The organism is Actinokineospora enzanensis DSM 44649 (assembly GCF_000374445.1).
In the GTDB taxonomy this organism is placed as follows: Bacteria; Actinomycetota; Actinomycetes; order Mycobacteriales; family Pseudonocardiaceae; genus Actinokineospora; species Actinokineospora enzanensis.
Genome location: NZ_KB894404.1, coordinates 296671 through 318974, shown reverse-complemented (window position 1 = coordinate 318974; position 22304 = coordinate 296671). Strand labels below are relative to the sequence as shown.

2 protein-coding genes (1 of these 2 running past the window's edge) are annotated in these 22304 nt (G+C 72.1%); both read right to left on the bottom strand.

Features of this window, described 5'->3' with window-relative positions:
- Positions 1-7 precede the first annotated feature (7 nt).
- The gene (locus C503_RS37795) at positions 8-15133 is read right to left on the bottom strand and encodes a type I polyketide synthase (RefSeq protein WP_018680911.1); all 15126 of its coding nucleotides are present in this window, start codon (positions 15131-15133) and stop codon (positions 8-10) included.
- A gap of 53 nt (positions 15134-15186) precedes the next feature.
- A protein-coding gene (locus tag C503_RS0103970) for a type I polyketide synthase (RefSeq protein WP_018680910.1) crosses the window boundary here: on the bottom strand, positions 15187-22304 show its 3' portion. The gene runs 20455 nt beyond the window's last position; 7118 of the gene's 27573 nt are visible here — the last part of the coding sequence; the start codon falls outside the window, past its right edge — the gene reads right to left on this strand; it ends in the stop codon at positions 15187-15189.

Below are 22304 nucleotides of genomic sequence, written 5' to 3'. Positions count from 1 at the left end.
GCCGAGATCAGCGGTCGCTGAGGCGCCCGAGCTCGTGGTCGATGAAGTCGAAGATCTCTTCCGCGCTGGCCGCGCCGATCCGCTCGGACACCTGGGTCGCCTCGGTGTCCGGCTCGGCGGCCCGACAGCGGTCCAGCATCCGGCTCAGCCGCTGCGCGATGCCCGACCTGGTGATCTCGTCCGGCTCGCCTGCGGCCAGGGCCGCGTCGATGCGGTCGAGCTCGGCCAGCAGCGACGGGGCCGCGTCGGCCTCCGCCGTGACGAGCCGCGACACCAGGTACTCGCCGAGGACGGTGGGTGTCGGGTAGTCGAAGACGAGGGTCGCGGGCAGGCGCAGGCCGGTCCGGGTGGCCAGGCGGTTGCGCAGTTCCAGGGAGGTCAGGGAGTCGAAGCCCAGCTCGCGGAACTCGCGGGCGGGGTCGACGTCCTTGGCGGAGGTGTGCCCGAGCGCGGCGGCGGCCTCGGCGGTGACGTGCTCGGTCATGAACCGGACGCGCTCGGGCTTCTTCAGGCCGGTGAGTTCCTGCACGAGCGTGGCCGACCGGCCGGTGTCGCGGGCGGCCTTGCGGCGCGTCTTGACCAGGGCCCGGAAGACGGCGGGCAGATCCTCCGGTGCCATGCGGCCGCTGTCGGACAGCTCGACGGCGATCACCTGGGCCTCGTCGGTGCCCAGGGCGGCGTCGAGCAGGGTCAGGCCCCGGTCGAGAGTGAGCGGTGGGAAGCCGCCGCGCATCCGGCGGAGGTCGGTGTCGCTCAACGTGCTGGTCATGCCGCCATCGAGCACCCACGGGCCCCAGGCCACCGAGTGCGCGGGGAGGCCCCGGGCCCGGCGGTGTCGGGCGAGGTGATCGAGGAAGGTGTTGGCGGCGGCGTAGTTGGCCTGGCCCGCGCTGCCGGTGACGCCGGAGATCGAGGAGAACAGCACGAACGCGGCGAGATTCTCGGTGAGCTCGTGCAGGTGCCAGGCGGCGTCCACCTTGGGGCGCAGCACGGTGGTCATGCGTTCCGGGGTGAGAGCGTCGGTGACGGCGTCGTCGAGCACACCGGCGGTGTGGATGATGGCGGTCAGTGGATGGTCGGCGGGGATCGCCGCCAGCATCCCGGCGACGGCGTCCCGGTCGGCCACATCGCAGGCGACGACCGTGGCGTGGGCACCGGCTTCCTGGAGTTCCGCCGCGAGTTCGGCCGCGCCGGGGGCCGCCATGCCTCGGCGGCTCGTGAGGACCAGATGCCGCGCCCCTTGGGCGGCGAGCCGCCGGGCGACATGGGCGCCGAGCGCGCCGGTGCCGCCGGTGATCAGCACGGTGCCGTGCGGGTCCCAGTCGGGTTGCTCGGCGGGCGGGGTGGTCATCCGGGTCAGTCGGGGCAGGCGTATCGAGCCCGCGCGCACGGCGAACTGCGCGTCGCCGGAGGCAAGCAGTGCTCCCAGGCCGGGCAGGACGGCAGTGGACTCGGAGTCGTCGGTGTCGAGGAGGACGAACCGGCCGGGGTGTTCCGATTGTGCCGACCGGACGAGACCCCACACGGTGCCTGCCGCGAGATCGACCACGTCCTCATCCGCCGACACGGCCACGGCCTGCCGCGTCACGAACACCAGCCGCGTTCGCGACAGCCGGTCCTCGGCGAGCCACCGCTGCACGAGGCTCAGCGCCTGGTTGGCCAGCTCGTGCGCGGCCCCAGGCAGGTCGCCCGTGCCCGAGACCGGGACCAGCACCAGATCCTCGTCGCCGGTGAGGTCATCCAGGGACGCGCCGAGGGTGTCCAGTTCGACCCAGCGGATCTCGGCTGCCGGTGTCTCGGGGGCCGGGACCCAGTCCAGGCGGAGGAGGGAGTCGTGGGGCCTGCCGGGTGAGGTCGGTGCCGAAGTGGGTTCCCGGAGTGTCACCGAGTCCACTGTCAGCACCGGGGTGCCCTGGACGTCGACCGCCGCGATCGAGAACGTGTCCTCGCCGGTCCTGCGGATACGGGCCCGCACCACCGAGGCGCCTGCGGCATGCAGGGACACGCCGGTCCAGGCGGACGGGAGCAGCGGTCGGTCGTCCAGGGAACCTGCCGCGTGGATGATCGAGGTCAGCAGGACGGGATGGATCCCGAACGCGTCGCCGGTCAGGGCTTCCGGCAGGGCCGCCTCGGCGTGGATCTCGTCACCGGTGTGGGACAGCGAGCGCAGGCCCCGGATGCCATCGACGTCCACGGCCGTGGCCTCGGGTGGCGACCATTCGGTGACGGGTTCCAAGAGTCGGGTGTCGGCGGTGAGGATGCCGGTGGCGTGTTCGGTCCACGGCTGGTCATCGGGGCGGGCGTGGCAGCGGACGGTTCGAGAACCGGACTCGTCCGGCTCACCGACGGATACCTGGATCGTCACGGGCCGGTCGTCGAGGACCAGGGGGACCGTGGACGTCAGCTGCTCGACCCGGTCGAGACCCACCTGGTCGGCGGCGCGGATGGCCAGCTCCAGGAAGCCGGTCCCGGGGAAGACCGGGGCGCCGTCGATGGTGTGGTCGGCCAGCCAAGGGTGGGTGTGCACGGAGATCCGACCGGTGAACAGGACCGCGTCCGACTCGGCCAATGCCACGGCCGCGCCCAACAAGGGGTGTTCGGCCGACTGGAGACCGGCGGAGGTCACATCGCCCCGGGTCCCGGGGCGGGCCCAGAACCGCTTGTGCTGGAAGGCATACGTGGGCAGACCGACTCGGCGTGTGCCCGTGCCCGCGAAGAACTCGGACCAGTCGACGTCCACTCCGGACACATACAGCTGCGCCAACGCGTTGAGCAGGGTGGTTTCCTCGTCGCGGTCCTTGCGCAGAGCCGGGAAGGCCACGGTCTCGTCCAGGGTTTGCCGGGTGAGCGCGGTCAGCACCCCGTCCGGCCCCAGCTCCAGGAACGCCGACGCGCCCGCCTCCGCCAGGGTCCGGATGCCGTCGCCGAAGCGGACGGTCCGGCGGACGTGCTGGACCCAGTACTCCGGCGTGCCGATCTCCGAGTCGGCGAGCTGTCCGGTCACATTGGACACCAGCGGGATGCGCGGTTCACCGAATGTCAGACCCGACACGGCCGCACGGAAGTCCGCGAGCATCGGGTCCATCAGCGGCGAGTGGAACGCGTGGCTCACCGAGAGCCGTCGGGTCTTTCGGCCGAGCACCCCGAAAGCGTCGGCGATCCGATCGACCTCGGACTCGGCACCGGAGATCACGACCGCCCTGGGCCCGTTCACGGCCGCGATCGACACGCCGTCGGTCAGCCAGGACTCCAACTCCGTCTCATCGGCCTCGATGGCGACCATCGACCCGCCCGGCAGGCGCCGCATCAGCCCGGCGCGGGCGGTCACCAGCGCACCGGCGTCCGTGAGCGACAGCACCCCGGACACGTGCGCGGCCGTGATCTCGCCGACCGAGTGCCCGATGACGAAGTCCGGCCGCACGCCCCACGACTCGACCAGCCGGAACAGCGCCACCTCCAGCGCGAACAACGCGGGCTGCGCGAACCCGGTGTCGTCCAGGCCAGGCTTGTCTCCCCACATCACATCCCGCACCGAACCGTCCAACCCGGCCAGTGCCTCGTCCAGGGCCTGGGCGAACACCGGGAACCGCGCATACAGCTCGCGCCCCATCCCCGGTCGCTGCGAGCCCTGGCCCGTGAACAGCACCGCCAACGACCGCTCGACAGCCCGACCCCGCGCCAGCTCGTCCGGGATCAGCACGGCCCGGTGCTCGAAGGTCGTCCGGCCTGCCAGCGACAGCCCCACATCCACCGGCGAGAGGTCGGGCCGGGCCGCGACGAACCCGGTCAGCCGCGCCACCTGATCCGCCAGCGCCTCCTCCGTCCGCGCCGACACCAGCCATGGCACAGCACCCGCCGAGACCGGCCGCGGCTCGACCTCGATCGGTGACGCCTGTCCGGCGTGTTCCAGGATCACGTGCGCGTTCGTCCCGCTGATCCCGAACGACGACACACCTGCGCGACGCGGCCCATCCCCCTCAGGCCACGGCCGCTGCTCGGCGACGATCTCCACCGCGCCGCTCGACCAGTCCACATGCGACGAAGGCCGATCCACGTGCAGCGTCCTCGGCACGACCCCGTGCCGCATCGCCTGCACCATCTTGATCACACCGGCCACCCCGGCCGCCGCCTGGGTATGCCCGATGTTCGACTTGACCGACCCCAGCAGCAACGGCCGCTCCCGATCCTGCCCATAGGTCGCCAACAACGCCTGCGCCTCGATCGGATCACCCAGCGTCGTCCCCGTGCCGTGCCCCTCCACAACGTCCACATCGGACGCCACCAGCCCGGCGCTCGCCAGCGCCTGCCGGATCACCCGCTGCTGCGACGGCCCATTCGGCGCGGTCAACCCGTTCGACGCGCCATCCTGGTTGACCGCGCTCCCCCGCACGACCGCCAGCACCTCATGCCCCAGTCGTCGCGCGTCCGAAAGCCGTTCCAGGACAAGCAAACCAACGCCCTCGGCCCACCCGGTCCCGTCCGCCGCGTCCGCGTACGCCTTGCACAGCCCGTCGGCCGCCAACCCGCCCTGCGCGCTGAACCCCGCGAACCCGGACGGTGTCGCCATCACGGTCACGCCACCGGCCACCGCCAGCGAGCACTCGCCCGCGCGCAGGGCCTGGGCCGCCCAGTGCATGGCCACCAGCGACGACGAACACGCCGTGTCGACGGTGACCGCCGGGCCCTCCAGGCCGAACACGTAGGACACCCGGCCGGAGATGGCGCTGGTGGCCAGGCCGGTGGTCGCGTGGCCCTCGGTGTCGTCCTGGGAGTTCATCACCAGTGCGGCGTAGTCCTGCCCGTTGGTGCCCACGAACACGCCGGTCCGGCTGCCGCGCAGGGCGGCCGGGTCGATCGCGGCCCGCTCGAACGCCTCCCAGGCGACCTCCAGCAACAGCCGCTGCTGCGGATCCATCGCGACCGCCTCGCGCGGCGAGATCCCGAAGAAGGCCGCGTCGAACCCGGCTACCTCGTCCAGGAAGCCACCCCGGCCGGTCGCGCTGCGGCCCCGGCCGTCCCCGGTGAGCCGGGCCAGGTCCCAGCCCCGGTCGGTCGGGAACGCCGAGATCCCGTCCCGTCCCGCCGCGACCAGGTCCCACAGCTGTTCCGGCGACTCGACCCCGCCCGGCAGCCGACAGGCCATGCCGACGATGACGATCGGGTCCGTGGTCGCCCCGGCCGCGACCACTCGCGGCACGTCCTCCCGCTGGTCCAGCAGCTGCCGGACCAGGTGTTCGGCCAGTACGACGGGGGTGGGGTAGTCGAAGACGAGGGTGGCGGGCAGCCGCAGGCCGGTGGCCGTGGTGAGCTTGTTGCGCAGTTCCACGGCCGTGAGGGAGTCGAACCCGAGCTCCCGGAACTCCCGTCCCGGGTCCACCGCCTGGGCGGAGGCGTGTCCGAGCACGGCGGCCGACTCGGCGCGCACCAGCTCGACCATGAACCGGACCCGCCTGCTGTCCGCCAGGTCCCGCAACCGGCGCGTCAGTTCCGCGACTGTCCCGGCCCCGCCCGCCGCCGCGATCCGACGACCGCCCCTGATGAGGCCACGCAACAACGGCGGGACCTCGCCGGGCGTGCGCATGGCTCGCGGGGCGACGCCGAGCGGTACGACGTGGGGCTCGTCCAGGCTGGTGACCTGGTCGAACAGCGCCAGCCCCTGCTCGACGGACAGCGGCGGGCCCGCTGCGGAGACGCGGCGCATGTCCTGGTCGGACAGGGTCGCGGTCATGCCCGTGTCGCGCGCCCAGGCTCCCCAGGCCACCGAGTGCGCGGGCAGCCCCTGGGCCGTGCGGAGCTGCGCGAGGTGGTCCTGGAAGACGTTGCCTGCGGCATAGTTGGCCTGGCCCGCGCTGCCCATGACACCGGAGATGGAGGAGAACAGCACGAACGCGGCGAGATTCTCGGTGAGTTCGTGCAGGTGCCAGGCCGCGTCGACCTTCGGGCGCAGCACCGTGGACACCCGGTCCGGGGTCAGTGCGGTCACCACACCGTCGTCCAGCACGCCTGCGGTGTGCACGACGGCGGTGAGCGGGTGCGCCGCCGGAACCCTGGCCAGCACCTCCGCCAGTTCGGCCCGATCAGCCACATCGCACGCGGCGACCGTCACAGAGGCGCCTTGCGCGGTCAACTCGTCGTGCAACTCGACTGCGGCCGGGGCTTCCAGGCCCCGGCGGCTGAGGAGCAACAGATGGCGCACGCCGTGGTGGACCACCAGGTGCCGGGCGATCTCGCTGCCCAGGCCACCCGTGCCGCCGGTGATCAACACTGTTCCGTCCGCGTTCCACTCGCGCGGCCGGACGTCCCGGTCGGTGCTCATCCGGGCCAGCCGGGCGACGCGGAGTTCGCCACCCCGGGCCACGAACTGGGCATCTCCCGTTGCCGAGAGGGCAGGTAGGAACCTCAGGGACGAGAGATCGCCGTCGGTGTCGAGCAGGATGAAACGGTCCGGGTGTTCCGACTGGGCCGAGCGCACCAGGCCCCACACGACAGCCGCCGCCAGGTCCTGCACGGTCTCCTCGGCGTCGGCCGCCACCGCGTGCCGGGTCACGAACACCAGCCGGGATCCCGCCGGACGGTCCTCGGCCAGCCACTCCCCCACCAGGCCGAGCGCGCGGGCTGCCAGCTCGTGTGCCGCGCCCGGTAGGTCCATGCCCCTGCCGGAGATCGACACCGCCACGATCGACTCGTCGGCGACCTCGGCCAAGGACTCGATCCCGGACTCGCCGTCGCCCAGTTCCACACACCGGACGTTCTCGGCGGCCGTGACCTCCGGGGCCCGCACCCACTCCAGCCGCAGCAACGCTCCCCGGGCGGCCGACTGACCGGAGTCCGACCGAGGGCGGAGACTCAACACGCCGGACAACACAGGCGCGCCTGCCGAGTCGACCAGTGCGATGGACACCGTGTCCTCGGTGGTCTTCACGATGCGTGCCCGGACCACCGCCGCGCCTCGGGCGTGCAGGGAGATGTCCTGCCAGGAGGCGGGTTCCAGATCGGACAGCCCGAGGAACTCGACCGAGCGCACGACCATGTCGAGCAGGGCCGGGTGCAGGCCGAAGTACCGGGCGTCCTCCGCCTGGACCGTCAACGCGGCTTCCACGAACGCCTCGTCCTCGCGCGCCCAGACCGACTGCGGTCCCTGGAACACCGGGCCGTGCTCGCTGTGGAAGCCGGTCAGGTCCACCGCGACCGCGTCGCGCGGGGGCCATTCCGAGGTATCGAGGTTCGCGATTCGTTCGCCGAGCCCCAGCGTGCCGGTGGCGTGCCGGGTCCAGGACCGCTCGTGCTGCGAGAACACGCTGATCAGACGAGCGCCGTGCGCATCGGGGGCGCCCACCCGGACCTGGACGGCCACGCCGCCCTCGGTCAGGGGCAGCGGTGCCTCCAGCGCGAGTGTCTCGACCCGGGTGCAGCCGACCTGGTCGCCTGCGCGGATGGCCAGCTCCAGGAAACCCGTCCCAGGAAAGACCGGTGCGCCGTCGATGGTGTGGTCGGCCAGCCAGGGGTGCGTGCGCAGGGAGATCCGGCTGGTGAGGAAGACCTCGTCCGAGTCGGCCGGGGTCATGGCCGCGCCCAGCAGCGGGTGGTCGGCCGGGGCGAGTCCGGTCGACGACACGTCACCGGTGCGGGGCGACGGCCTGGGCCAGTACCGCTGGTGCTGGAAGGCGTAGGTGGGCAGCTCTACCCGGCGCGCACCCGGGTAGAGGGCGGACCAGTCGATCTGGACGCCGGAGACGTGCAGGCGGGCCACTGCCGTGAGCAGGGCGGTGTCGTCGTCCCGGTCCTTGCGCAACGCGGGGACGGCCACCACGCCGTCCTCGACCTGGACCAGCGCGGTCAGGACCCCGTCCGGGCCCAGTTCCAGGAACGCCGACACGCCCACGTCGACCAAGGCCCGAACCCCGTCAGCGAACCGGACGGTCCGGCGGACGTGCTCGACCCAGTACTCCGGTGTGCGGATCTCCTCGGTGGCGAGCTGACCGGTCACGTTGGAGACCAGCGGGATCCTGGGCTCGCGGAACTCCAGACCGGACACGACCTGCCCGAATTCCGCCAGCATCGGATCCATCAGCGGCGAGTGAAACGCGTGACTCACCGACAGACGCTGGATCTTCCGCCCCTCGGCGGCAAACCCGTCCGCGATCGCCACCACGGCGGCCTCCACACCGGAGATCACCACCGCGCGCGGCCCGTTGATCGCCGCAATCGACACGCCTTCCACCAGCCGCGCCGACACCTCGTCCTCAACGGCCTGAACGGCGATCATCGCCCCACCCACCGGCAGGGCAGCCATCAACCGCGCCCGAGCCGACACCAACGCGCAGGCGTCCCGCAACGACAAGACTCCGGCCACATGCGCGGCCGTCACCTCACCGATCGAATGCCCGGCAACGTAGTCCGGCCGCAGCCCCCACGACTCGACCAACCGGAACAACGCCACTTCCAGAGCGAACAACGCGGGCTGCGCGAACCTCGTGTCATCCAGGCCCGACCCATCACCCCACATCGCCGCACGCAAGGACGGGTCCAGCTGAGCGGTGACCTCCTCGAAAGCCTGCGCGAACAACGGGAACCGGTCATACAGCGCCCGCCCCATGCCCAGCCGCTGCGACCCTTGACCGGTGAACAACACCGCCAACGACCGCTCGACCGCGACACCCCGGGCCACCTCGTCAACCCGGTCGTCCTGGGCCAACAACACCGCGCGGTGCCCGAACACCGACCTGCCGACAGCGAGCGACAACCCGACATCCGCAGGTGACAGGTCCGACCGCGCCGCGAGGAACTCCGTCAGCCGGTCGACCTGGGCGGCAAGCGCCTCCTCGGACCTGGCCGATACCGGCAATGGCACCAGACCCGGTGCAGGCACGGCCGCGACCTCGGTAGGCTCGGGCTGTTCGATGATCACGTGCGCGTTCGTGCCGCTGATCCCGAACGACGACACACCGGCCCGCCACGCGCGCCCGACCTCCGGCCAGGACCGCTGCTCGGTCAACAGTTCGACCGCACCATCCGCCCAGTCCACATGCGACGACGGCGCGTCCACATGCAGGGTCTTCGGCAACACCCCATGGCGCATGGCCTGCACCATCTTGATCACACCGGCCACCCCGGCCGCCGCCTGGGTGTGCCCGATGTTCGACTTGACCGACCCCAGCAGCAGCGGCCGCTCCCGATCCTGCCCATAGGTCGCCAACAACGCCTGCGCCTCGATCGGGTCCCCGAGCGTCGTGCCGGTGCCATGCGCCTCGACGACATCGACATCCACAGTGGACAAGCCGGAATCGGCCAGCGCCTGACGGATCACCCGCTGCTGCGATGGACCATTCGGCGCGGTCAGGCCATTCGACGCGCCGTCCTGGTTCACCGCCGAACCGCGAACCACCGCCAACACCTCATGCCCGAGGCGGCGCGCATCCGAAAGCCGTTCCAGGACAAGCAGTCCCGCGCCCTCGGACCAGCCGACCCCGTCGGCCGAGTCCGCGAAAGCCTTGCAGCGGCCGTCCGTGGCCATCCCGCCCTGCCTGGTGAACCCGGCGAAGCTCAGCGGCGACGCCAGCACGGTGATGCCACCCGCCAGCGCCAGCGAGCATTCGCCGGACCGCAGCGACTGGGCGGCGAGGTGCAGGGCGACCAGGGAGGATGAGCACGCGGTGTCGAGCGTGACGGCCGGGCCCTCCAGACCGAAGGTGTAGGAGACGCGGCCGGAGATCACGCTGTTGGCGAGCCCGGTGGTGGCGTGGCCTTCCACATCCTCCCGCGAGCCCATCACGAGCGAGGCGTAGTCCTGCCCGGTCGTGCCCACGAACACGCCGGTCCGGCTGCCGCGCAGGGAAGTCGGGGGGATGCCCGCGCGTTCGAACGCCTCCCAGGAGGTCTCCAGCAGGAGGCGCTGCTGGGGGTCCATCGCCACGGCCTCGCGCGGGGAGATGCCGAAGAACGCGGCATCGAAGTCGGCGATGCTTTCCAGGAAACCGCCTTGGCCGGTCGCGCTGTTCCCGTGCTCGGCCGTGCCACCGAGCAACGCGTCCAGGTCCCAGTCACGGTCGGTGGGGAAGGCCGAGATGCCGTCGCGGCCCTCGGCGACCATGGTCCAGAGGTCTTGCGGCGACCGGACGCCGCCGGGCATCCGGCAGGCCATGCCGACGATGACGATCGGGTCCTCGGCCGACTCGACGGTCTTGCGGACGACCTGGACGTGCTCGCGCTCGCCCAGCAGCTGCCCGAGCAGGTGGTCGGCGAGGATCGTGGGGGTCGGGTAGTCGAAGACCAGGGTCGCGGACAGCTTCAGGCCGGTGGCCGCGACCAGTCGGTTGCGCAGCTCGACCGCCGTCAGCGAGTCGAAGCCCAGTTCGCGGAACTCCCGGTCGGCGGTGACGGCCTCGGCGGACGCGTACCCCAGGACAACGGCCACCTCGGTCCGGACAAGTCCCAGGACGAACCGGGCTCGTTCGTCCTCGCCCAGCTCCGACAGCGCCCCGACCGTGCTGGGCCCGGCCAGGCCCGCGACCCGACGGCCGCCGCGCACGAGGTCCCGGAGCAACGGCGGGACCACGCCGGGCACGCGGGCGCCGGACGTGACCGGGCCGACCGCGACCACGGTGGCGTCGTCGAGTCCGAGGGTGGCGTCGAACAGGGCCAGGCCCTGCTCGACGGACAGCGGCGGGACCCCGGCGGAGGCGATCCGCTGCCGGTCTGCCTCGGCGAGGTCGCCGGTCATGCCCGTACCCGATGCCCAGGCGCCCCAGGCCACCGAGTGCGCGGGCAGGCCGTGGGTCCATCGGTGGTGGGCGAGGTGGTCCAGGAAGACGTTGGCGGCGGCGTAGTTGGCCTGGCCTGGGCCGCCCATGACGCCTGCGGTGGAGGAGAACAGGACGAACGCGGCAAGGTCTCGGGTGAGTTCGTGCAGGTTCCAGGCGGCGTCGACCTTGGGGCGCAGGACCGTGGACAGGCGTTCGGGGGTCAACGAGGTGATCACGCCGTCATCGAGGACACCGGCGGTGTGGATCACGGCGGTGAGCGGGTGTTCGGCCGGGATCCCGGCCAGCAGAGCGGCTGTCGCGTCGCGGTCGGCCATGTCGCAGGCGGCCACGGTGACGGCCGCGCCCAAGGCCCGCAGGTCTTCCGCCAACGCGGCCGCCTCGGGTGCGTCCGGGCCACGGCGGCTGGTCAGCAGCAGGTGGCGGACTCCGTGCCGGGTCACCAGGTGTCGGGCCAGCACGCTCGCCAGGCCGCCGGTGCCGCCGGTGATCAGCACTGTGCCGTCGGGGTTCCAGGGACGCGACTGGTCGGGGGTGGCGGATCGGGCGAGGCGGGCGACGTGCAGGGTGCCGTCGCGCAGCACGAACTGGGCGTCGCCGGTGGCGAGGAGGCCGGGCAGGACCGGTGCCACGGCGGCGAGGTCTTCGGTGTCGGTATCGAGGAGGGCGAACCGGTCCGGGTGCTCCGACTGGGCCGAGCGCACCAGGCCCCAGACGGCGCTGCCCGCCGGGTCCGCGCCATCGACGGCGCCCTGGGTCACGAACACCAGGCGGGATGGCCGCTCGTCCGACAGCCAGTCCTGCAGTAATCCCAGCGCCCAGGCGGCACGGGCGTGCACGGCACCGGGCAGGGTGCCCTCGGTTCGGGGCACGGGAACGAAAACGAGGTCGGGCTGGTCGATGTCGGCGAGTCCGCTGGCCGCGTCGACGGTCACGTGCTCGACGGTTTGCGGGGACGGGGTGTCGACCGGGACCCAGTTCAAGGACAGCAGCGTTCCCTGCTGGGTTGCTCCGGGTGTTGGGGTGGCTGCTTCGCCCAGGACCAGTGACTCGACGGTCAGCACCGGAGCGCCTGCGGAGTCGATGGCCTCGACCGAGACCGTGTCGATGCCTGTCCGCACGATACGCGCGCGGATCATCGGGGCGCCGCCTGCGTGGAGCGTGACGCCGCTCCAGGAGTGGGCGGTCAGGTCCTCGTCCGGGGCGGCCGCGCGGACCAGGGTGTCGAGCAGGGTGGGATGCAGGCCGAAAAGGGTGGCGTCGGTCTGGCCGGGCAGCGTGACTTCGACGAATGTCTCGGTGTCGCGCACGTCGGCGTCGTGGGACGGCCAGGTCATGACGTCGGTCGGGGGCGGTCCGGCCTGGGCGAGGATCCCGGTGGCGTGCTCGGTCCACGAGGAGTCCTCGGCGCGTGAGTAGATGGTCACCGCGCGTCGACCGGACTCGTCGGGGGCGCCCACGACGGCCTGGATGGTGCGGGCCGTGCCTTCCGCGAGGGCGAGGGGAGTTCCGACGGTGAGTTCGTCGACGCGGTCGGCGCCGACCTGGTCACCGGCGCGGATGGCCAGTTCCACGAAACCGGCGGCGGGGAAGATCAGGGTGTCGTCGACGCGGTGGTCCAGCAGCCAGGGGTGTGCCTCGGTGGACAGGCGGCCGGTGAACAGGACCGCGTCGGAGTCGGCCATCGAGACCGCCGCGCCGAGCAGCGGGTGGTCGGTGGCGGTGAGCCCGGCGGCGGTGACGTCGCCGGAGGAGGTCGGGCGGGCCCAGAAGTGCTCGCGCTGGAAGGCGTAGGTGGGCAGGTCGACGCGGTGTCCGCCGGTGTCGGCGAAGAAGGCCGTCCAGTCGATCCGCACCCCGGCGACGTGTGCCTGGGCGAGCGCGGTGATGACCGACTGTTCCTCGCCACGATCCTTGCGCAGCAGGGGGATCGCGAGGACGTCGTCCGCGTATTGCCGGGCCAGGGCGGTCAGGACTCCGTCGGGGCCGAGTTCCAGGAAGGCCGATGCGCCTGCCTTGGCGAGGGACTGGACGCCGTCGGCGAACCGGACTGTGCGGCGGACATGCTCGACCCAGTACTCCGGCGTGCGGATCTCCGCTGTGGCGAGTTGTCCGGTCACAGTGGACACTACCGGGATCTCCGGGGCGTGGAAGGAGAGGTTCTCCACGACGCGGCGGAAGTCGTCCAGCATCGGGTCCATGAGCGGCGAGTGGAAGGCGTGGCTGACCGACAGGCGCTGGGTCTTGCGGCCGTCGGCGGCGAACTTCTCCGCGATCTCGACCACGGCGGTCTCCTCGCCGGAGATCACCACGGCGCGCGGCCCGTTGATCGCGGCGAGGGCGACGCCGTCGACCAGGACCGGCAGCAGCTCGTCCTCGGTGGCCTGGATGGAGATCATGGCGCCGCCGGGCGGGAGTGCCTGCATGAGCCGTGCCCTGGCGGTCACGAGGGCGCAGGCGTCGGTCAGCGACAGGACACCGGCGACGTGCGCGGCCGTGATCTCGCCGAGCGAGTGTCCGCCGACGAACCGGGGGCGGATGCCCCAGGACTCGATCAGCCGGAACAGTGCGACCTCAAGGGCGAACAAGGCGGGTTGGGCGTGTCCCGTGTCGTCCGGCCGTGCCGAGTCGTCGAGGTCCAGCCGGGCCGTCACCTCGTCCCACGCCTTGGCGAAGACGGGGAACCGGGCGTGCAGCTCCCGTCCCATGTCCGCCCGCTGCGAGCCCTGTCCGGCGAACAGCACGGCCAACGACCTGGTGACGGCCTTGCCGCGCGCGATCACGCCACCGTCCAGTACGACGGCCCGGTGCTCGAACACGGACCGGCCGGTGGCCAACGACCAACCGACATCCACCGGCGACAGATCCGCCGCGAACGCGGTCAGCCGGTCGAGCTGGGCGTCCAACGCCTCCTCGGACCTGCCCGACACCAGCCACGGCACCGGTGCCGCCGACCCACTCCCGACCACGGCCGGTTCGGGCGCCTGCTGGATGATCACGTGCACGTTCGTCCCACTGATCCCGAACGACGACACTCCCGCCCGACGCGGTTGTCCCGTCTCCGGCCAGGTCCTCTTTTCGGCCAACAGCTCGACCGCGCCGCTGTTCCAGTCCACATGAGATGATGGCGTGGCCGCGTGCAAGGTCTTCGGCAGCACCCCATGGCGCATCGCCTGCACCATCTTGATCACACCCGCCACCCCGGCCGCCGCCTGGGTATGCCCGATGTTCGACTTGATCGACCCCAACAGCAGCGGCCGCTCCCGCTCCTGCCCATAGGTGGCAAGCAGGGCCTGAGCCTCGATCGGGTCTCCCAGGGCGGTTCCCGTGCCGTGCCCTTCGACGGCGTCGACCTCCTGCGGTGACAGTCCGGCATTGGCAAGCGCTTGCCGGATCACCCGCTGCTGCGACGGTCCACTCGGGGCAGTGAACCCGTTGGATGCCCCGTCCTGGTTGACCGCGCTTCCCTTCAACACAGCCAAGATGGGATTCCCATGTCTCTGCGCGTCCGACAGTCGCTCCAGCAGCAGCACGCCAACGCCCTCGGACCACCCGGTACCGTCCGCAGCGTCCGAATAGGCCTTGCACCGCCCGTCCCGCGCCAACCCCCCTTGCCTGCTGAACTCCAGCAACGACCCGGGCGTGGACATGACGTTCACGCCCCCGGCCAGCGCCAGCTCACACTCCCCCGCCCGCAACGCCTGAGCCGCGAGATGCAACGCCACCAACGACGACGAACACGCGGTGTCGACCGTGACGGCCGGTCCTTCGAGCGCGAGTTCATAGGACAGCCGCCCGGAGGTGGCACTGGCCGCGATCCCGGTCCCGATGTCCCCGGTGGCACTCGCCAACGACCTGACCAGCAGATACGCGTAGTCCTGCCCGTTGGTCCCGATGAACACCCCGGTCCGGCTGCCCCGAACGCGCGCCGGATCGATCCCGGCCCGCTCGAACACCTCCCAGGCCGTCTCCAACAACAACCGCTGCTGCGGATCCATCGCGACAGCCTCACGCGGCGAGATCCCGAAGAACCCGGCGTCGAACTCCGCCACCCCGTCCAGGAAACCTCCTTCCTGGCTGACACTCGTACCGCGCCCATCCGTCCCGGCCGCCCGCAACGCCCCGAGATCCCACCCCCGGTCCCCGGGGAACGCCGAGATCGCATCGCCCCCACGGGCAACCAGCTCCCACAACCCTTCCGGCGAGTCCACCCCACCCGGATACCGACAACTCATCCCCACGATCGCGATCGGCTCCGTGGCCGCCGCGACAAGCTCCCGATTCCGCCGCCGCAACCGCTCGGCTTCCTTCACCGCCGCCCGCAACGCCTCGACGACCTTGTCCCCCGGCATGCCCTGCCGCTCAACGGTCATTGTCAGCTCCACAGACAGAGAGAGGATTGCCGGGCATGGGCGCAAGCGAGTGGTCAGGCGTGGTCATGGTCGGCTCCGAGGTCGGTGTGGCCGTTGCCGTCCAGGGCGACGCGGACCAGGTCGTCCAGGGCCATGGAGTCGATGGCGTCGAGCGGGTCGGAAGTGTGGCCGTTGCCGTTGGTGCGGGTCAGCCGCAGCAGCGGGTCCAGGAGACCCGATTCGCGGAGTGCGGCGAGGGAGACGGTGGCCAGCAGCGAGCGCAACGTGGTGTCGTCCACCTGCGGGGCCGTGTCGTCGGGGATCAGGTCGTGCAGGAGGTGGGTGGCAAGGGCGGTCGGGGTGGGGTGGTCGAAGACGAGGGTGGCGGGCAGGGTGCGGCCGGTGGCGGCGGTGAGCTGGTTGCGGAGTTCGACCGCTGCCAGCGAGTCGAAGCCGAGGTCGCGGAAGGGGCGGTCGGGGCCGATGGTGTCGGGGTCGGGGTGGCCGAGGACGTCGGCGGTTCGGCCGCGCACCAGGTCGAGCAGGATTTCCGCGCGGTGCGCGGGTGTCAGGGGCAGGAGTTCGTCGCGCAGGGCCAGGGTGGTGGTCTCGGCGGTGGTGGCGGCGGTCGAGATCTCGGTGTAGCCGGGGAGTTCGGCGAGCAGCTTGCTCGGGCGGATGGTGGTGAAGGCGCGCAGGAAACGGTCGCGGTCGACCTCGGCGACGAGCGGGGTCGGGTCGGTGGCGGCGATGACCTGGCGGAGGGCCAGGACGGCCAGCGACGGGTCGAGTGGGCGGATGCCGGTGCGCTGGGCCAGGGCGACAGCCCGTTCGTCGGCGGCCATGCCACCGCCGCCCCAGGCGCCCCAGGCGATGGAGGTGGCGGGCAGGCCGTGGGCGCGGCGGTCCTCGGCGAGCGCGTCGAGGATGGCGTTGGCGGCGGCGTAGTTGCCCTGGCCGGGGTTGCCGACCGCAGCGGAGGCGGAGGAGAACAGGGCGAAGGCGGTGAGGTCCATGCCCCGGGTCAGCTCGTCGAGGAGGAGGGCGGAGGCCACCTTGGCGTGGAACACCGAGGTGAACCGCTCCGGGGTCAGGCTGTCGATCACCCCGTCGTCGAGCACGCCTGCCGCGTGGATCACCGCCGTCAGCGGCGCGTCGGCCGGGATGTCCGCCAGCACGGCCGACATCGCCGCCCGGTCGGCGGCGTCGCAGGCGATGATCGTCGTCTCGACCCCGAGTTCGGCGCGCAGTGCGTCCGCCCCGGGGGCGTCCGGGCCACGGCGGCTGACCAGGACCAACCGCTGGGCCCCGGCCGCCGCCAGTCCTCGGGCGACGTGCGCGCCCAGCGAGCCGGTGCCGCCCACGATCAACACCGTGCCGGTCGGGTCCCACTCACGAACCTGCCCGGCCTGCACCGGCACCAGCCGACGACCGAAGACCCCGGTGGACCGGATCGCGATCTGGTCCTCACCGTCCGGATCCGCGAGCACACCGGCGAACCGGGCCCCGATCTTCTCGTCGACGACCTCGGGCAGGTCGATCAACCCGCCCCAACGCCCCGGAACCTCCAACGCGGCCACCCGACCCAGACCCCACACCCCGGCCTGCCACATCCCCGGCACCGGCTCGGCCGCCACCGAGACCGCTCCCCGCGTCACGCACCACAGCGGCGCCTCGATCCCGACATCCCCCAGCGCCTGGATGAGCGCCGCCGTCGCCGCGACCCCGTCCGAACCGGCAAGCGCCAGCAGCGATACGACACCGGCGAAGTCATCCGCGCACCCGCGCAGCAGATCGGCGACCGCCGCCCGATCCGACCCGGCGACCTCGACCGTCACGGCATCCCGGCCAAGCCACCGGACAACCTCGGTCCCCGCACCGGAAGGCAACACCGCGAGCCAACGGCCGACGGGACCACCGGAACCCGTATCCAGTGACCGCCACCCGATACGCTGCCGCCAATCATCCACTATGGACTGCTCAGCCCGCCGCGCACGCCACGCGTTCAGCGCGGGCAGCACCTTGGACAGCGACTCCCGGTCGACCTCCAGCGTCGACACCAGCGAGTCGAAGTCCGCCCGCCGCACCGCCGACCAGAACTCGCTGTCCTCGCCGCAGGCATCGGGGGTGGCATCAGGCCAGTACCGCTGATGCCGGAACGCGTAGGTGGGCAGATCGACCCGCCGCGCGTCCGTGAACAGACCGTCCCATCGAGGACCGAGCCCGGCGACGTGCAGTTGCGCCATCGCCGACAGCAGCGAGGCATGCTCGGCGCCATCCTTGCGCAGCACCGGCACGGCGGACACGTCCTGGCCCATACCGCTGAGCACCGCCCCCGGCCCGAGTTCCAGCATCACCGTCACACCACGCCCGGCCAAGGCCCGCACGCCGTCGTCCCAACGGACCGCTCCGCGAACATGCCGCGCCCAGTACTCCGGCGTGCGCGTCTCATCCGCGAAGAACTCGCCCGTCACGTTCGACACCAGCGGGATCTCCGGGGCCCGGAACTCCAACCCGGACACAACCCGGCGGAAGTCCGCCAGCATGGGCTCCATCAACGGCGAGTGGAACGCGTGACTGACCGACAGCCGCCGCGTCCGGCACCCTCGATCCGCCAACTCGGCGGCAACCGACTCCACCGCACTCTCCACACCGGAGATCACCACCGCGCGCGGCCCGTTCACCGCCGCGATCGACACGCCGTCCACCAGGGCAGCGGCCACCTCGTCCGCATCGGCCTCGATCGCGACCATCGCCCCGCCGACCGGCAACGCCCGCATCAACCCGGCCCGCGCGGCCACGAGCGCGCACGCGTCGTCCAGGGACAGCACCCCGGCCACGTGCGCGGCCGCGACCTCGCCGATCGAATGCCCGGCCACACACTCCGGCCGCAGCCCCCACGACTCCACCAGCCGGAACAACGCCACCCCGACCGCGAACAGCGCGGGCTGCGCGAACCCGGTATCCGCCAGGGCAGCCGGGTCATCGCCCCACATCACCGAACACAACGGACGGTCCAATGAGACGTCCAATCGGGCCACGACCTCGTCCAACGCGTGGGCGAACACCGGGAACCGCCCATACAGCTCCCGCCCCATCCCCAGCCGCTGCGAGCCCTGCCCCGGGAACACCATCGCCGTCTTGCCCGGCACGGCCTGCCCGCGCAGGACCCGTGCCGTGGTCCGCCCTTCGACCAGGGCCGTAAGCCCCTCGACCAGCTCGTCCCGCCCGGTCGCCAGCACCGCAGCCCGGTGTTCGAAGGCGGCCCGGCTCACGGCGAGCGAGTGGGCGACGTCCACGAGATCGACATCGGGACGCGTGGACACAAAGTCCAGCAACCGCTCGGCCTGTGCCCCCACGGCCTCCTGATCAGGCGCGGACACCATCACGACCACCGGTTCCGGCTCACGCGCCCGCACCGGACCGGCCACCACCGACGGCTGCTCGATGATCACGTGCGAGTTGGTCCCGCTCGCCCCGAACGAGGAGATCCCCGCCCGGCGCGGCCGTCCCGTCGCAGGCCACGCCGCCTGCTCGGCCAGCAGCTCCACCGCCCCAGCCGACCAGTCCACATGTGACGACGGCCGGTCGATGTGCAGCGACCTGGGCAGCACGCCGTGCCGCATGGCCAGCACCATCTTGATCACACCCGCCACCCCGGAGGCGGCCTGGGTGTGCCCGATGTTCGACTTCACGGTGCCGAGCAGCAGCGGCCGCTCGCGCTCCCGGCCGTAGGTGGCGAGCAGTGCCTGCGCCTCGATCGGATCGCCCAGTGCCGTGCCCGTCCCGTGTGCCTCCACAGCGTCCACATCGGCCGGTGACAGTCCGGCGTTGGCCAGGGCCCGCCCGATCACCCGCCGCTGCGACGGACCGTTCGGCGCGGTCAGCCCGTTGGACGCGCCGTCCTGGTTGATCGCGGACCCGCGCACCACCGCCAACACCTCGTGACCGTCACGCAACGCATCCGAAAGCCTTTGCACCACAAGGAACCCCACGCCCTCCGACCACGCTGTGCCATTGGCGGAGTCGGCGAACGCCCGGCAGCGGCCGTCCGGCGAGAGCGCCCCCATCTCCCCGAACTCGACGAAACCGACCGGCGTCGACATCACCGTCACGCCACCCGCGAGCGCCACGGAACACTCCCCCGCCCGCAGCGCCTGCGCGGCGAGGTGCAGCGCCACCAGCGAGGACGAGCACGCCGTGTCCACAGTGACCGAGGGCCCTTCCAGGCCGAGCGTGTAGGACAACCGGCCGGACAGGAGGCTGGCCGACTGCGCGGTCTTGGCGTGACCGACCAGATCGGACCCGGGCCGGTAGTCGCCGGTCCCGCCGCCGACGAACACACCGGCGTCGCTCCCGCGCAGTCCCAGCGGGTCGATCCCGGCCCGTTCCAGCGCCTCCCAGGCCGCTTCGAGCACGACGCGCTGCTGTGGGTCGATCACGAACGCCTCGCGCGGGGACATCCGGAAGAAGCCCGCGTCGAAGTCGGCCACGTCGTAGAGGAACCCGCCATGCTGGGTGACGCTGCGGCCCCGGCCGTCCTTGTCGCCCCGGCTCAGCCGGTCGAGGTCCCAACCCCGGTCCGTGGGGAACCCGCCGATCGCGTCGACCTCCCCCACCAGCAGCTCCCACAGATCCTCCGGGGAGCGCACCCCGCCCGGGTAACGACAGCTCATGCCGACGATGGCGATGGGTTCGTCGGTCGCGACGCCGGTCGTCACCACGGCGTCCGCGTGCTCGCCGAGGAGTTCGGCGCGCAGGTGACCGGCAATGGCGGTCGCGGTCGGGTAGTCGAACGCGAGCGTGGCGGGCAGGCTCAGGCCGGTGACGGCGGTCAACCTGCCGCGCAGGTCGACGGCGGTGAGCGAGTCGAATCCGAGGTCCCGCAGGGCCTGATCAGGCGGAACGGCCCCGGCGTCGGAGTGCCCGAGTACCTGTGCCGCCTCGGCGCGGACCACGTCCAGCAGGCGCCGCACCCCGTCGGCCTCGGCGAGCCGGACGAGTTCGGCTCGCATGGCGGACGCGGTACTCGCGGCGGCCTGGTCGGTGGGCTCGGTCTGCTGTGCCTCGGAGATCTCCGCGAACAGGCGGGTGCGCCGGGCCTGGGCGAACGCGGGCGCGAACCGCTCCCACACGATGTCCGCGATCGTCTCGGCCGCGTGCCCGGCACCGACGGCCTGGCCGAGCGCCGACAGGGCCCGGTCGGGGTCCATCTCGGGCAGGCCGTTGTTCCGCAGGTGATCGGTGAGGCCCGCCGGGCTGGTGCCTGCCCAGGCCCCCCACGAGACGGCGACGGCGTTGACGCCACGCGCCCGATGCTGCTGGGCCACCGCGTCCAGGTAGGCGCTCGCGGCGGCCCCGGATCCCTGGCCGCGCACGCCCCAGACTCCCGAGATCCCCGCGAACAGGACGAACGCATCCAGCGGCCGGTCCCCCAACGCGACATCCAGGCCCTCGATACCCGCCTGCACCGTCGCCAGGAGCGAGCCGGGATCGTCATCGGCGCTTTCGTCCGCGTGGAGCACAGCGCTCAGCCCGGTCACGTCTGCCAGGATCGCGGCGAGCCCGTCGTGATCATCCACCGCGCACGTCGCCACGGTGAGCTCGGTGCATTGCTCGGTGCATTCGTCCCGCAGCGCGGCCACCTCGGTGTCCACCGGTTCGGTCCGGCTGACCAGCAGCACATGGTCCGCGCCGTTCCGCGCCAGCCAGCAGGCGACACGGCCCGCGATACCGGACACCGCGCCGACGACCAGCACCGTGCCGGACGGCTGCCACGGGTTCTCGCCCCCACCCGCTCGGATCAATCGCCGCACGAACACCCCGGACGGACGCAGCGCGATCTGGTCCTCACCGTCCGCGTCCGCGAGCACGCCACGGAGCCGATCAGCTGACCGCTGGTCGAGCACCTGCGCGATGTCGATCGACCCACCCCACCGGGCCGGTTCCGCCAGCGCGGCCACCCGCCCGGCTCCCCAGACCGCCGCCTGGACCGCGTCCGCGAGCACCTCGGAACGCCCCACCGACACCGCACCCCGCGTGATCATCCACAGCGGAGCTTCGATGCCCGCTTCAGCCAGGGCTTGGAGCACAGCATCAGGCCAGGTCGCCCCAGGGAGAGCGACGGCGCCCGCGAAGTCATTCCGATCGGGGAGCCGATCCAGCGTGGCCACGACCGTGTCCGGGCCCAGTGCCTCGATCACGGCGGCGGACCACTCATCCTCCACATCCGCGAGCACCAGCCAGGTCCCCGGCAGCGCATGCCGGGACGGCACGGTCGACGGCTGCCAGCCCACCCGGTACCGCCACCCATCCACAAGGGACTTCTCGGCCCGCGCACGCCGCCACGACGACAGGGCAGGCACCACGGTCGTCAGCGAAACCTCGGCCACGGCCAAAGTGGACGACAGCGACTCCAGATCCCCGCTCTCCACCGCCGCCCAGAACTCGGCATCCGCCGCGCTCACCGGAGCGGCGCCGGTCACGGGCGCGGTCTCCGGCCAGTAGCGCCGGTGCTGGAAGGCGTAGGTCGGCAGGTCGACCCGGCGCGCACCCGTGCCCGCGAAGAAGGCGTCCCAGTCGACCCCGACCCCGGCCACGTGCACCTGCGCCAACGCCGTGACCAGGGCGATCTCCTCGTCCCGGTCCTTGCGCAGCGCGGACACGGCGACGGTGTCCACCCTCTGCCGGGTCAGCGCGGTCAGCACCCCGTCCGGTCCCAGCTCCAGGAACGCCGTCGCCCCGGCCTCGACCAACGCGTCCACGCCGTCCGCGAACCGGACCGTCCGACGAACGTGCTCCACCCAGTACTCCGTCGTGCACATCTCGTCGGTCGCGAGCCGACCCGTCACATTGGACACCACCGGGATCTCCGGAGCCCGGAACCCCAGCCCCGCCACGGCCCGGCGGAAGTCCGCCAGCATCGGATCGACCAGCGGCGAATGGAACGCGTGGCTCACCGACAACCGCTGGGTCCGCCGCCCCGGGAACGCCGCGACGATCCGGGTGACCTCGTCCTCGGCGCCGGAGATCACCACCGACCGAGGCCCGTTCACCGCCGCGATCGACACGGCCTCGGTCAGCGTGGGCAGCACCTCGTCCTCGGTCGCCTCGATGGCCACCATCGCCCCACCGACAGGCAGCGCCGCCATCAGCCGTGCCCGAGCCACCACCAGCGCACACGCGTCCGCCA